At 61.9% G+C, this 13,865-nt stretch carries 11 protein-coding genes; 7 read left to right on the top strand and 4 right to left on the bottom strand.

Annotated elements, in window-relative coordinates:
- Nucleotides 1-263 precede the first annotated feature (263 nt).
- Nucleotides 264-1,445, top strand: coding sequence for a formate-dependent phosphoribosylglycinamide formyltransferase (gene purT, locus NY78_RS16040; RefSeq protein ID WP_043638015.1), 1,182 nt, complete (start codon nucleotides 264-266; stop codon nucleotides 1,443-1,445).
- Nucleotides 1,446-1,689: 244 nt separating this feature from the next.
- A complete protein-coding gene (locus NY78_RS16035; protein WP_043638012.1) occupies nucleotides 1,690-1,953 on the top strand; it encodes a glutaredoxin family protein in 264 nt (87 codons plus the stop codon).
- A 200-nt stretch (nucleotides 1,954-2,153) separates the two neighbouring features.
- Here the strand turns inward: NY78_RS16035 and NY78_RS16030 are convergent, their stop codons facing one another.
- From NY78_RS16030 to NY78_RS16015, 4 genes are all read right to left on the bottom strand, one after another.
- Nucleotides 2,154-2,531, bottom strand: a complete 378-nt coding sequence (locus tag NY78_RS16030) for a chemotaxis protein CheY (RefSeq protein ID WP_043638011.1) — start codon at nucleotides 2,529-2,531, stop codon at nucleotides 2,154-2,156.
- Between the two features lie 588 nt (nucleotides 2,532-3,119).
- Nucleotides 3,120-4,124 (bottom strand): SphA family protein, encoded by a 1,005-nt coding sequence (locus NY78_RS16025; protein ID WP_082140070.1) that lies wholly within the window; start codon nucleotides 4,122-4,124, stop codon nucleotides 3,120-3,122.
- Between the two features lie 213 nt (nucleotides 4,125-4,337).
- Entirely contained in the window at nucleotides 4,338-5,210 is an 873-nt protein-coding gene (locus NY78_RS16020; RefSeq protein ID WP_043638009.1) for a hypothetical protein, read from the bottom strand.
- An 83-nt stretch (nucleotides 5,211-5,293) separates the two neighbouring features.
- Nucleotides 5,294-6,391, bottom strand: a complete 1,098-nt coding sequence (locus tag NY78_RS16015; protein WP_043638056.1) for a linear amide C-N hydrolase — start codon at nucleotides 6,389-6,391, stop codon at nucleotides 5,294-5,296.
- A 1,236-nt stretch (nucleotides 6,392-7,627) separates the two neighbouring features.
- Between NY78_RS16015 and guaD the strand changes: the two genes are divergently transcribed.
- The 5 genes from guaD (at nucleotide 7,628) to NY78_RS15990 (ending at nucleotide 13,828) form a co-directional block, all read left to right on the top strand.
- Nucleotides 7,628-9,037 carry a guanine deaminase gene (gene guaD, locus NY78_RS16010; RefSeq protein ID WP_043638007.1) on the top strand — a complete coding sequence of 470 codons (1,410 nt, stop codon included), beginning with the start codon at nucleotides 7,628-7,630 and terminating at the stop codon, nucleotides 9,035-9,037.
- A gap of 161 nt (nucleotides 9,038-9,198) precedes the next feature.
- Nucleotides 9,199-9,846 (top strand): hypothetical protein, encoded by a 648-nt coding sequence (locus NY78_RS16005; protein WP_043638005.1) that lies wholly within the window; start codon nucleotides 9,199-9,201, stop codon nucleotides 9,844-9,846.
- A gap of 159 nt (nucleotides 9,847-10,005) precedes the next feature.
- Nucleotides 10,006-10,227 carry an alkylphosphonate utilization protein gene (locus tag NY78_RS16000; protein ID WP_043638003.1) on the top strand — a complete coding sequence of 74 codons (222 nt, stop codon included), beginning with the start codon at nucleotides 10,006-10,008 and terminating at the stop codon, nucleotides 10,225-10,227.
- Nucleotides 10,228-10,742: 515 nt separating this feature from the next.
- Nucleotides 10,743-12,419, top strand: a complete 1,677-nt coding sequence (locus NY78_RS15995; protein WP_047960229.1) for an ATP-binding protein — start codon at nucleotides 10,743-10,745, stop codon at nucleotides 12,417-12,419.
- Complete coding sequence (locus NY78_RS15990; RefSeq protein ID WP_043638001.1) at nucleotides 12,416-13,828, top strand: sigma-54-dependent transcriptional regulator; 1,413 nt, start codon at nucleotides 12,416-12,418, stop codon at nucleotides 13,826-13,828. Before NY78_RS15995 ends, NY78_RS15990 begins: the two co-directional genes overlap by 4 nt.
- Nucleotides 13,829-13,865 lie beyond the last annotated feature (37 nt).

The following is a 13,865-nucleotide window of genomic DNA, read 5'->3' as shown; positions in this document are numbered from 1 at the left end:
CTCCTTTTTCACCGTTCCCGGAAATACCTGCCCGAATGCAGGGGCGGGTATCCCTGCTGACACCGTCCGCATCAACCTATAGGCACGCCCCGGAAACTCCCCGCTCCCGCATCCTGTTCTATGGGATACGCAGCAAGACCGAATGGAGCCGGCTGCCCCACCCTCTTGCCGGCCCGGGGGCCGGCCCCCTGAAACCACTTGTCCAAAAGGCCCCTCCTCTGTAGTTTTCCCCTTCCGTTTATCAACCTGCCAAGGAGGTCTTCATGGCGATCATCGGCACGCCGCTCACATCGGTTGCGACCAAACTCATGCTGCTCGGTTCCGGAGAACTCGGCAAGGAAGTCGCCATCGAGGCCCAGCGCCTGGGCATCGAGGTCATTGCCGTGGACCGGTATCCCAATGCCCCGGCCATGCAGGTGGCCCACCGCGCCTATGTCGTCAGCATGCTCGACGCCGCCGCCCTGCGCCGGATCATCGAGACAGAGAAACCTGACTTCGTCGTGCCGGAAATCGAGGCTATCGCCACCGAGGAGTTGCTGGCCCTTGAGGCCGAAGGCGTCCATGTCGTCCCCACGGCCCGGGCCACCCGGCTGACCATGGACCGCGAAGGCATCCGCCGTCTGGCCGCCGAGGAGCTGGGACTTGCCACCTCGCCCTACCGCTTTGCCGACACCCGGGAGGAATTCCTGGCCGCCTGCCAGACCGTGGGTTTCCCCTGCGTGGTGAAGCCGGTCATGTCCTCGTCGGGCAAGGGACAAAGCGTGGCCCGCAGCCTGGCCGAAGCCGAAAAATCCTGGGAATACGCCCAGACCGCCGGCCGGGCCGGAGCCGGACGGGTGATCGTCGAAGGCTTCGTGGAATTTGACTACGAAATCACGCTCTTAACCGTGCGCCACGTCGACGGCACCAGCTTTTGTCCGCCTATCGGCCATCGCCAGGAAAAGGGCGACTACCGCGAATCCTGGCAGCCCCATCCCATGACCGAGGCTGCCCTGGCCAAGGCCCAGGACATGGCCAAAACCATCACCGCCGCCCTGGGCGGACGGGGGCTGTTTGGCGTGGAGCTGTTTATCAAGGGCGACCAGGTGCTTTTTTCCGAGGTGTCGCCCCGGCCCCACGACACCGGCATGGTCACGCTCATTTCCCAGGACCTGTCCGAATTCGCCCTGCATGTCCGGGCCATCGTCGGCCTGCCCATCCCGGCCATCCGCCAGTACGGGCCAGCGGCGTCGCGGGTCATCCTGGCCGAGGGCGATTCCACCTCGCCCCGCTACGAGATTCTCCCGCAGGCCCTGGCCGAGCCGGATACGGCCATCCGGCTGTTCGGCAAGCCCGAGGTGCACGGTCTTCGCCGCATGGGCGTGGCCCTGGCCCTGGGGCGCGACGTCGAGGACGCCAAGCGCAAGGCCATTGCCACGGCCTCCCAGGTCAAGGTCGTCCTCTAACGCCACGATCGGGCAAGGCGTCGGCGCGACCCCGCCGCCTTGCCTGGAGCAGGTCTCCCCGGCCCGCAAGCCTCTTGCCAATAAGCCTTTCGCTCCTTCCTCCGACCGGCGCCCTGCCCTGTCCTTTCCTCTTCGTCTCTGCTCTGTCCCCATGACTTGGAGGCTTGACCCTTCGCCACGAAACAGGGATACCTGCTACGAGAAAGACTGCGGCGCGACCATTGCGCGCCCAAGGAGCATTCCCATGACGACCCCGATCAAGGTCTTCACCCTGGCGACCTGCCCCCACTGTACCCGTGCGAAAGACTATCTCGACGAACACAACATTCCCTACGATGCGGTCAATGTGGATTTCCTGTCCGGCGAAGAGCGCAATCAGGTGATGGACACGGTGCGCAAATACAACCCGGAAGTCACCTTCCCGACCATTGTGATCGGCAGCACGGTCATCGTCGGCTTTCGTTCCGAACAAATCGAAGCGGCTCTCAAGGAACTTGGCGGCGACTGAGGCGAACGGGGGCCAGCCAGGGACCGCGCCAGGACGGCGACCCGGCGGCTTGGCCCGGGTCACCGCGGATTTCGTGTCGCCTGGCGCGCGGGCCTGGGCAATGTGACACCTCCCGGCAGGGGCTAAGCGGAGTCTTTGGCCCGCCCGAGACCTGCGGGAAACGGACGGGACTTCCAAGCCGTTCGGCCCGACCTTCCGGCTTACTTGACCTTGCACCCGACATATTGCTCAACCATTTGCTTGAGCTGGTCTGCATGCGTCGGCACTTCCACCAACACGTCGACATCGCCCCGCTCCAGCAAAAAGGCACTTTCGCTAAAGCTTTTGGCGACAACAAGCAGCGGGATCTTGCGCTGCAAAACGTCATCGACGCCTTTTCTGACGCCAGCAACCGTCAGTGCCGCATCCGCCTCCGGGACAATATCCAGGACAACCAGATCAATTGGCTCCCGTTTGAAGATGCCGACCGCTTCGGCCACGGAATGCACCAAAACGACTTCGTGATGTGTTTGCTTGATCATCTCCGCCAGCATATTCCCCTGCGATAGATCTTTATCGATAAGCATGACTTTTGCCATGGCACACCCCCGCAAGCTACACGGTTATAAATCAACCACTCATGCGCCCTCGCCGGCAGCCAACAGATCCGGTCCAGCCATCGTGCTTCCCCATCTCCCGGTTGGCGACTGCCGCCGGAGGACAACGCGCCCGGACCCTTCGGGTCCTTATGGGCCTTATACCCTGCAATATCTCCTGGTTCAAGGCAGAAGGGAAAAAACCCCGAAGGGATAGCAGACGGGCGGCCCTGTCGCCTGGACTGCCGTCGGTCCCAGGCGACGGAGGGCGCACACCCTATCCGGCCGCAATATGAAGTCATAACCGGATATTTTTGAAAGAGGCGCGAGGAAACACGTCGGCTTTGCGGCCTCAGGGGGAGCAGACCCGTCTGTCCTGGGCCGCGTCGCTGGAAGGAAGGATCAGGCCCTGTGGCCTATCCGCAAAAAGGGGCAGATCCTTTCGATCTGCCCCCTTGAAACCTATTTGGGTGCTCTGCAAAACGGAAAACTGCCAAGCCGTTTGCCCCCAAGCCCTCCAGGGCAAAGCGCGTGGGCGTGAAGCGCGTCAGGGCCAAGCCCGTCGCGGCCAAGCCCGTCGCGGTCAGACCCCTAAAACTTGAGCGCGAAGGAAGCGTACACCGTGTCGCCAAGCGGGCTGTGGCTGGCTCCGATCCCGTGCAGCCATTTGGTGGCAAGCATAATATCCTTGCCGGCGATAGGGACGGTGTAGGTGATGGCCGGTCCGATGCCGGTCCCGGAGGACAGGTTGGACCCCAGGGTTGCGCCCGACCCTGTGTCCGGGGTGGTCTGGGCAAAAAGGTAGCCGACCGCCCCCAGGGCCAGACGCTCGTTGACGTGGTAGGCCGCTGTCCAGTCCGCGTGCAGCTGGTTGCCGGAAAGATAATGCGTGGTGATGTTTTCGGTGTTGATCATGTAGCCGGCGTTGACGGACACCTCGAAGTTGCTTTTGCCAAGCCAGGTGAAGGCCACGTTGCCGTCAAACGTGGTGTAGTTCATGCCGAGGTTGGTGAGCTTTTTGGAGTTGTAATAGCCTGTGGGCAGAAAGATGATCGGCGAAACCACGAGATGGCACTCGCCAAAATTCCAGCCGGCAATGACCGGCATCAGAAAAAGATCGGATAGTCCGCCCCGGTTGCCGCCGCCGCCGATGTCAAATTGATGCGGCGTCTCCAGGCCGGTCGTGCGGGAGCGACGGGTATAGTCGGCGGCCACGTCGCCGGAGAGGTGCTCATTGATGATGACGGGCACCCCGACGCCCGCCCCGAGAAATCCGCCCATGGCCGGAACATCGAAGATGTACGAGAGTTTGGTGATGTTCATGACCATCTGCTCGTCGAGTCCGGCGTATATTTTACCGCCCTTGAAGGTGCTGTCCGTATGCGCCGACTGATAGAGCGTGTCGTTTCGCACGTAGAAGCCCGGAGCCGGGATGTAGCCCATGAGGAAATCGCCGTAGGCTCCCAGGATGTAGTGGCTCACGCCCCCTTCAACGGCCCGGGCGGGCGTGGGGACGCACAACAGGCTGACGATCAGGAAACCGAGACACAGCCAGGAAGCCCGGGATACGGTTTTGGTTATTGAGAGTTGCGGCATGGCGGCATCCTTTTCGCGTGGGGCTTCTGGTAAGATCGTTGTCACAACACCAAAGGGCTTGTGGACGCGCCGGGCGGTTGCGGCCGGAGGAACTCCCCCGGCCGGCGCATCCTAGTCGAAAGACTCGAGGCTGAAAACACCTGTCTCAGGCGGGGTGTCGCCGCCCGATGCGCTGGCGCACGCTGTGTACGCACAACAAAACACTGCCGGTGTTTAAAACAGCTTGGGCAATATCGGCGTCAGGTTGATTTTGAAGGTCCACTCGGTTCCGGTATGCCGGGGGCGCACGACCGAGTAGTCGGCTTCTGCGGAAATCTTAATCGGCAGCTTCCCGAGCATCATAAGCTTGGCCACGCCCAACCCCACGGGCAGGGTCAGGGCGTTGTCGGCATTCTTTTGGGTCCAATCGATTAAAATGTTGGGCGACATGCCGACTTGCCAGGTTTTAGCCGGGGAATACCACAAGAAATACTGAGCCTTGGTCAGACTCACGTCCTTTCGGGAAGGATCTCCGCCAATCGACCACCATTGCTGGGGAAAGATGCCGGCCACCCACTTGTCGTCCATGTAGACTGCGGCAACGGCTCCGCCGAGCTGCCATTTCCCGTTGCCCAGTTGCTTGTCCGTGGCTGTGGGAAAGACGGCCGTGGGACCTGCGCCGAACAGAAAACCCGAGCTGGACGACGAGGGCGCGACCATGGCCATCAGCTCGGCATCCCCCAGCCCGAATTTATAATCCACCTGCTTGAGGCCCTGGGCATAGGGCGAATTGTACAGGGGAATGACGGGCCGGGCGATCAATCGGTAATCACTGGACAGATCAAAAGTCAGGACGGGTTGGAAATTGTAGTTGAACTGCGTCTTTGGGTCCTTGAACAGACGGCCCTTGGGCGATTGCATCAGATTGAAATTGAACTGATTGGTGATCATCCACAGGCTGCCCACGGGATTGCTCGATTCCTGGGTCAGTTTCTGCAGATCGTCAGTCTTTTCGTCCGGCGTGGCCGACTGCGCCCCTGCGCCCGGGGCAAGGGCCGACAAGAAGACCAGACAGAGAAGAACCATAAGCACTGTCTTTTTGGACATTTGGCATCAATCCTTGCGTTTATACGGCCGTTGGCAAAGGGATTCGTGCGAGCCGGCGCAGGCAGAGGTCCGAGCGCCGCCCTTTATTTCAGAGGCGTCGCCTGGCTCGTCACATCGGGATAGTCGACCGGGATAAAGACCGGGATGGTCGTTATCCCCTTGGCCCCGGCAAAGGCCTTGGCCAAATCGACATAACGCCAGTTCTTGTTGTCCATGCTGCGGAAATAATAGCGAAGATTGGCGGCGTCAGCCACCACGGACCAGATCGTCTTGTCGTAGCGCGCTTCCTTCCCTTCCCAGCCGCGCACGGCGCCGATGGGAATATCCACGTTGTCCAGGATGGTGATGGCCTGATTGAGCCCCTGGGGCGCGCCCGTTGCCGGCAGGGCGGCCTGGGCCAGGGTCACCATGCGCACAAAACGGCTGGGGGGGCTGTAGTCTCCGGGCAGGCCGTAGAGACCGGAGCCCTGGCCGAACTGTTTGAGCGTCAAGCCCGTCAGCTCCTTCTGCGGCGTGTTCATGACGGAAAGATTGATATAATTGTCGAGGTTGGTGAGCATCCAGTCGAAGGTGGGGGAATTGGTCATGACGCCCAGCGGATTGTCGTAGATCGTGACCTTGCCGGCCGTGTACTCAATGACCACGCAGTCGCCCGAGGGGTCATGCACCACGTAATGCAGGGGCAGGGGGCCGGCCGTGTTCGTGGGGCCTTGGCAGACCCGCACGTTCCGGTAGTTTTTCCGCACCTCGGCAACACTGGAGAAATTCGACAGCAGCCAGGTCCCGTACTCGAATTGTGCCACGGTCTTGTCGGCCTCGGAGGATTCATACGATTCGTAGGCGGCGTAGCCCGGCAGGAACAGCTGGCCGACCACCAGACCTTTCTCGTTCATGCCGTCGGAAGCCAGGGGCATCCCGAAATCGAACATGCCCACAAAGGCGTACTTGTTCTTCCATTTGAGTCCGTTGGACGTCCCGTCGGGCAAGGTGCCCTGATAGGCCGTTCCCTGGGGGACCACACCCAGGACCGTCTGCAAGGTCCATTCGCCTTCCATGGTCCGGGCATAAAAGACCATTCCATCCGTCGTTTTGATCCGCACACTGGTGCAGGCCAGGACACCGGACCATGAGATCGTGAGCGAGAACAGCAGGAACAGCATGGCAGCGATACTTCTGGTCATGATCATCTCCAAGCGACATTTGAATGTGATTTCAATCCCCAGACATTCCTACAGAACACTGCGCAAAATTTCAAATAAACACTGAAACATTTTCCCGAAAATATCTGCGTGTGTTGAAATCGTCACAATTTGGCAAACCATCCAATCGCCTGGACCAGGGATCGGCCTGGGGCAGAGAGCATATACGCTGCGTTGTTACTGTAAAATACGACAGGCATTTCACCATAGTGAACGCCTACAATAATACTCTTTTTCATGTTGCGGTCGCTCAAGCGAGCAATGCGATTCCGACAACCAACGGACAGCAAACAACAAATACGTTACTATTTGATGCTTTTATCGACACAATGAATAATACTAATAACAAACCACACTGATTCTTAGGAAAATGACGGTCGCGGTAGTATTACATACAAACCAACCAAGGGACACAGATAAATTAGCAATTCAAAAATTCCCATTCTACATATCAACAACAACATATAGCAAGAGTTAATTTTACAATCAAGAACAATACCGACTGGTTATTGATATTTCCTTATACAAGATACAGACCTCTGTTGCGTCATAGAACAACTGAATTGCACCGAGCAACTAACCTGCCGCAACGCTTGCTGCGCGTTGGGCACGCCCACTTGTAGCTGGCTGCTTCGGGCTTGGCTGCAGTCCACCTGCGCCGCGTTCCCGGATGCTTCCGTCTCTGCTTTTGGTCTGATTTCACAATCCGGGCGATGGGTTGCGCCTTCTTCCTTTGCCCGGAAAGGACCTCTGCGGCGGCGGCCATTCCGACAATCTCGGCAATTTTCATCCCCAAATAAGGGCATGATGGACAAGACCACCCGCTTCGGGCAGTTTAATACGAGATAACCAGAGCCGGAATGCGCCTCTCCCTCCTGCCACACAGCTGTACTCCGGGCCACCGTGGAGAACATGGCCCGACAAACACCAAGCCAGCCCCGTCGCAGGGAAATCCCGGATCCTGTTCTCAAGGGCCAGGGGGACCACCGCCGCTGTTCCCAGGTCCAGTCCACCGGCGCACCACCGGCCCCAAAAGAAAGCCCCCCGACCTCGAAGAGGACATGTCCGACAAGACGCTTTCCATGAGGCGCACCACCGGCCTCAAGAGAAAGATCCCGACCACAGGGGAGACCGGTTTCGAGACCCTGACCGCCTCCGCCTTTCTTCGATCCGCGGCTCCAGGCGATCCGAATTGCAACATTGAACGGAGGACGTACCATGACCGGCAGTAATTGTGCGATTCGAGGAACATTTTTCGATTTCCTGGACGATCCCTGGAAGCACATCGGCCAGGAGAAGGAAGCCGCCCGCTTCATCCGGGACGGCCTCCTGGTCGTCAAGAACGGCCGCATCGAGGACTTTGGCCCTTTTACCGAGGTTTCCGCCCGCCATGCCGAGATGGCCATCACCCATCTGCCCGGGCGCATCATCATGCCCGGGTTCATCGACGGCCATATCCACTTCCCCCAGGTCCGGGCGCTTGGAGCCTACGGCAACCAATTACTGGACTGGCTGCAAAACTCGATCTTCCCCGAAGAGGTGAAATACAATGACCGGGCCTACGCCACCGAGGCCGCCCAGCACTTTTTCACAGCCCTCCTGTCCGGCGGCACCACCACCTGCCAGACGTTTACCACCTCGCATCCGGTGGCAACCGAGGTGTTTTTTGACGAGGCGGCCAAACGCAATATGCGGGTGATCGCCGGGCTGACCGGCATCGACCGCTTCGCCCCGGCAGACGTGGTCATCACCCCGCAGTACTTTTACAACGAGTCCAAGCGGCTGATCGAGACCTACCACCGCAAGGGCCGCAACCTCTACGCCATCACCCCCCGCTTCGCCGTGGGCTGCACCTCGGAGATGATGGACATGTGCCGGGAACTCAAAAAGGAATATCCCGACTGCTGGATCAACACCCACATTTCCGAAAACCCAAGCGAACTGCGCAGCGCCAAGGAACACTTCCCGGATTGCAACGACTACACCCACGTGCACGAAAAGCACGGCCTGCTCGGACCCAAGTTCACCGCCGGACACGGCGTATGGCTCACCAACGACGAAATGCGCCGCTTCTCCAAGGCCGGCGCGGCCGTTTCCTTCTGTCCCCTGTCCAACCTGTTCCTGGGCAGCGGCCTGTTCCGCCTGGGCCGGGCCAAGGACCCCGAGCATCCCGTGCGCCTCTCCGTGGGCTGCGACGTGGGCGGCGGCAACGCCTTTTCGCTTATCCGGGTGCTGGAAGAAGCCTACAAGGTGGGCATGTGCAACAACACCATGCTCGACGGCTCGGTGAACCCACGCGAACAGGACTTGGCCGAGTCCGAACGCAACAAACTGTCGCCCTACCGGGCCTTCTATCTGGCCACCCTGGGCGGGGCGCACTCGCTCTATCTCGATGACATCCTCGGGAGCTTCGATCCGGGCAAGGAAGCCGACTTCGTGGTCCTGGACTGGAACGCCGGCCAGGCAGCCATGGCCTGGCACCAGTCCCTGGCCGCCCAAAGCGCCGGCCCGGAGACCATGGATGCGGCGGCGCAGCTGCTGTTTGGCATCATGGCCGCAGGCGATGACCGCAACGTGGACGAAACCTGGATCGCCGGCCAGCGCCTGTACAAAAAGGGCGCGCCCTAGAGCGCAGGAATAGCGAGGCCGCCAGGGGTCCGCCCCGACCGGCCTGGGCGGCGACGCGAAGCCGCAGGCGCGAACCGGCAGGCCGGTTCGCGCCCGATTTTCCTGCCGATCAAGCTGACGCTGCCCCCTCGGGACAGCAGACAACCAGGAGGAGAAGCGCCATGGACACCCGCGTTTCCAAAGCCACAGCCGTCATCGTGCACAAGGTGCCCGGGGCCAGACTCACCGCCTTCCTGGACTGGCAACACGGCGTGACCAAGGCCGTAGAATCATTTGCAGGCTACAGAGGCACCGAGCTTTTTCCCCCGGCCGGGGGCACGGCAGGGGACTGGGTCGTCCTTGTCAACTTCGATGAAGAGGCCTCCCTGCAACACTGGCTGACTTCGCCGGTCCGCCAGCAGTGGGTCGATCGCTTCCGGGAGGAGATCGGCGCTTTCAACCTGCAGGTGGCCCCGGGCGGCTTCGGGGCCTGGTTTTCGGGCTGTATGCACGACCAGGGGGCGGGCGCGCCGCCGGCCTGGAAAATGGTCCTGGTGGTGCTGCTCGGACTTTACCCCACGGTCATGCTGCTCACGCTGTTCCCCGGCCCGTTCCTCCAGCCTCTGGGGTTGGCCGTATCCATGTTGATCGGCAATGCGCTGAGCGTCTCCATCCTGCAGTGGGCCGTGATGCCCGTGCTCAACGTCCTGAGCGCCTCGTGGATGGCAGCCCAGGAGGAATCGAAACGGACACGCAACACTGTCGGGACGTTGGCGATCCTTGCCGTCCTGATCGGGCTGACCCTGTGCTTCCGGACCATAACAGGCTGACCCTGCCCCGGGAGCGGACGCTGTGTCCCGCTCCCCGGCCGGCCCTCGCCCTGCTCTGCGCACAGGCGAAAACCGCTTGATCCCAAACAGGCGAGCCTGTACGAGTCACGGCTTTGCGGGCGAGTTTCGCCCGGCAACACCAACCAAAGGACGCAGCGCATGGACGACGTGATCGTAAAGGACAGCAACGGCGCCATCCTTGCCAATGGCGACAACGTGACGCTCACCAAGGATTTGAAGGTCAAGGGCTCTTCCGTGACCCTCAAACGCGGGACCCTCGTCAAGAACATCCGCCTCACCGACGATCCGGCCCACATCGAGTGCAATGCCGACAAGGTCAAGGGGTTGGTGCTCAAGACCTGCTTCCTGAAAAAAGCCTGACCTCCGGCCGGGCTCCCCCGGCCGCTCCTGTCGGCGGCCTGCCCCCGCATCCAGGCCGCCCGCCAAGGGGGAAAGCACGCCCACTCCGTTGGCTGCGCACTTTCCTGCAAGGCCAGTCGAACATCCGCCCCCGAAAGCCCATGGGCCAGGTCCGAAAACGACCCGGAGGTCGCCCAGCCAATCAAAGACGAGTGCCCGGCCACGTCGCCGGCGCAGTCCTTGGCATGAGCAGGCGCCAGAGAAGTCCTCACGCCCCAGGCAGGAGCGACCTGCCGTCCCTCATTGCTCCATCGGAAGTTCAGCATTCGAAAATGCATCGATTCTTTCATGTTTCGAGAAGAGCCCTTTGGCTTTGAGGTGTCGGCTCAAGCGGCTTTTCCCACGCGCCTGGGACCGTTGACGTTTGGCGGCGCAATACCTATGAAAGCTCGGTGCAGCAGTCAGATTGGGAACAACACCTTCGGTTTGATAAAAAATACCAAAGCATTACAGCTTGTTTGGCGTTGCTGGCGTTGATGTTTTGCCCCGGCTTCGTCACCATTGCCCAGCCTCAGGAATCAGCGACGGGACGCCGCGCACTTGTTATCGGCGGCGACAAGAACTACCCCCCCTACGAATATCTCGACGACAACGGCCAGCCGGCCGGCTTCAATGTCGATCTGTCCAGGGCCGTTGGCGAGGCCATGGGCGTTCCCGTGCGGTTTGTGCTCATGGACTGGTCCCGCCTGCACGCGGCCCTGGCCGACGGCACGGTGGACGCCCTGCAGCGCACGCCCTATTCCAATCTCTGGCTGCGCGAGGCCGAGCTCACCCCGCCCCACACCACCATCAACCATGCGATCTTTGCCCGCAAGGACACGCCGGCCGTTGCATCCCTGGAAGAACTGGCCGGAAAAAAGGTTATCGTCCACCCCGGGGGCAGCATCAACGATATTCTGGACGGCCTGGGCTTTGAAAAGGACCTCATCTTTTCCAAAACCCCGGTCGGAGGCCTGCGTCGTCTGGCCTTGGGCGAAGGGGAGTACGCCGTGGTGGCCATGTTGCCCGGACTCTTCGCCATCGAGCAGGAAAAGCTCGACAATATCCGGGTCGTGGCCAAAAGCGTGACCAGCCAGCCCTACGGATTTGCCGTCATCCACGGCAACGAGGGCGCCCTGGCCCTGCTTGGCGAAGGGCTCACCCTGGTCAAGCAGTCGGGCCAGTACCAGGAACTGCGGCGCAAATGGTTCGGGGTCATGGACACCGAGGCCTTTTCGCCCCGGATGGTGCTCCGTTATGCGGCCGTGGTCCTTGGGCCGCTTTTGCTGTTGCTTGGCGGGGCGGCCCTTTGGACGCGTTCGCTCAAAAGGCAGGTCGACCAGCGCACGCGCTCGCTCTCCGATGCCTTGGCGTTGTTGCGCGACAACCAGCAGCAGCTCGTGCAGGCCGACAAGATGGCGGCCCTCGGCGTCCTGGTGTCGGGCGTGGCCCATGAGATCAACAACCCCAACGGGCTGATTCTGCTCAACGTGCCGATCCTTAAAAAGCTCAACGCCGAGGCCATGCGCGTGCTGGACGAGGTGTACCGGGAGCGGGGCGATTTCCCGCTTGGCGGCGGCGTCTATTCGCGCATCCGGGACAAGTTGCCGCGCATTGTCGACGTGGTCGAGGAAAGCGCCCAGCGTATCCGGCGAATAGTCGACGACCTGCGCGATTTTTCCCGCGTCGCCCCGGCCAGCGCCCATCAGGCTTTCGACCTCGGCGAGGTGGCCGGCAAGGCCGTGCGCCTCGTCGGCAGCTCCATCAACAAGGCGACGTCCTGTTGGCGCCTGGACATCGCCGCCAGCCTGCCGCCAACCTGGGGCAATGCAGCGCGTATCGAGCAGGTGGTGGTCAACCTGCTTCTCAACGCCTGTCAGGCCCTGACCTCGCCGGATGCGGCCATTGCCCTGACAACGACTGTTTCCGACGACAGCAAGGCCGTGGTCCTGACGGTGGCAGACGAAGGCGCGGGAATCAGCCCCGAAGACCTGCCCCGCGTCACCGACCCCTTCTTTACCACCAAACGCGCCACCGGCGGCACCGGACTCGGCCTTTCCGTCTCGGCCGGCATCGTCAAGGAACACGGCGGCAGCCTGGAATTTGCCTCCGAACCGGGCCGTGGCACAACGGTGCGCCTGGTGCTGCCTGTTGCCGCCAGGGAGACCCCATGACCGAAGCGTGCGCCGACGGCCTTGGCATCCTGCTCGTGGACGACGAGGCGGACTGGCTGCAATCCATGACCCTGCTGCTCGAGGTCTCGGCCGGCTTCACCAATGTGCGGGCCTGCCAGGACAGCCGGCAGGTTTTGGATATCCTGGAGGCGGGCGGCGTTGGCCTGGTGCTCCTCGACCTGACCATGCCCCATGTTTGCGGCACGGAACTGCTGGCCGCCATCACCGAACGCCACCCGGACGTGGCCTGCATCGTGCTGTCGGGCCTGAACCAGCTGGCCACGGCTGTAACCTGTATGAAACTCGGAGCCTACGATTACTGCGTCAAGACCGACGACGAGGGCCGCATCGTCGGGGCCATTGTCCGGGCGATGCAGATGCTTGAGCTGCGGGCCGAAAGCCAGGAAGTGGTCAGCCGGGTGGTTTCGGGCAGCCTGCGCCATCCCGAGGCCTTTGCCGCCATCCGTACGCACAGTCCGGCCATGCGGGCTGTTTTCGCCTACATCGAAGCCGTGGCCAAAAGCCCCAGGCCCCTGCTGGTCACCGGGGAATCCGGCGTCGGCAAGGAGGCCCTTGTGCGCGCCGCCCACGCGTTGAGCGGCCGAAGCGGCCCCCTGGTCGCCCTCAATGTGGCCGGGCTGGACGATACGGCCTTCACCGACACGCTTTTTGGCCATGTCCGGGGGGCCTTCACCGGGGCCGAGGCCACGCGCCGGGGGCTGGTCGAGGAGGCTGCCGGAGGGACCCTTTTTCTCGACGAAATCGGCGACCTGGCCGTCGCCTCCCAGGTGAAGCTGTTGCGTCTGCTCCAGGAGGGGGAATACTACCCCCTGGGCTGCGACCAGCCCAGACGGCTGTGCGCCCGGGTCATTGCCGCCACCCATGCCGATCTGGCGGCCCGGGAGCGCGAGGGAATTTTCCGGCGGGATCTCTATTTCCGGTTGCGCACCCACCACGTGGCCGTGCCGCCCCTGCGGGAACGCCCCGAAGACATCGAACCCTTGCTCGACCACTTCCTGGCGGAGGCGGCTGCGGCGCTTGGCAAACGCAAACCCACGCCGCCCCGGGAACTGGCCCCGCTTCTTGCGACCTATGCCTTTCCCGGGAACATCCGGGAACTGGCGGCCATGGTCTACGACGCCGTCAGCCTGCACACCGGCCGGATGCTCTCCATGGACAGCTTCAAGCGCTGCCTCGGAGAGGCCGAAGGCCCGCCCGCCATAGCCGATGACGAGAATCCCTTTGCCGGGCTGACCAGCCTGCCAAGCTTCGCCAAGGCCGAAAAGCTCCTGCTGGCCGAGGCCCTGGCCCGGTCGGCCGGCCGCCAGACCCTGGCCGCCCGGCTGCTTGGCGTCACCCAATCGGCCCTGTCCAAGCGCTTAAAGGCCCTGCGCCAGGGCAACGACTAGCCGTTTTCCCCGCTGCTTCTCCTGCCCAAAGGGGTAT

The organism is Desulfovibrio sp. TomC (assembly GCF_000801335.2).
Lineage (GTDB): Bacteria > Desulfobacterota > Desulfovibrionia > Desulfovibrionales > Desulfovibrionaceae > Solidesulfovibrio.
Note: the sequence above shows the minus strand (reverse complement) of the source record. Positions and strands in the feature narration are given on the sequence as shown.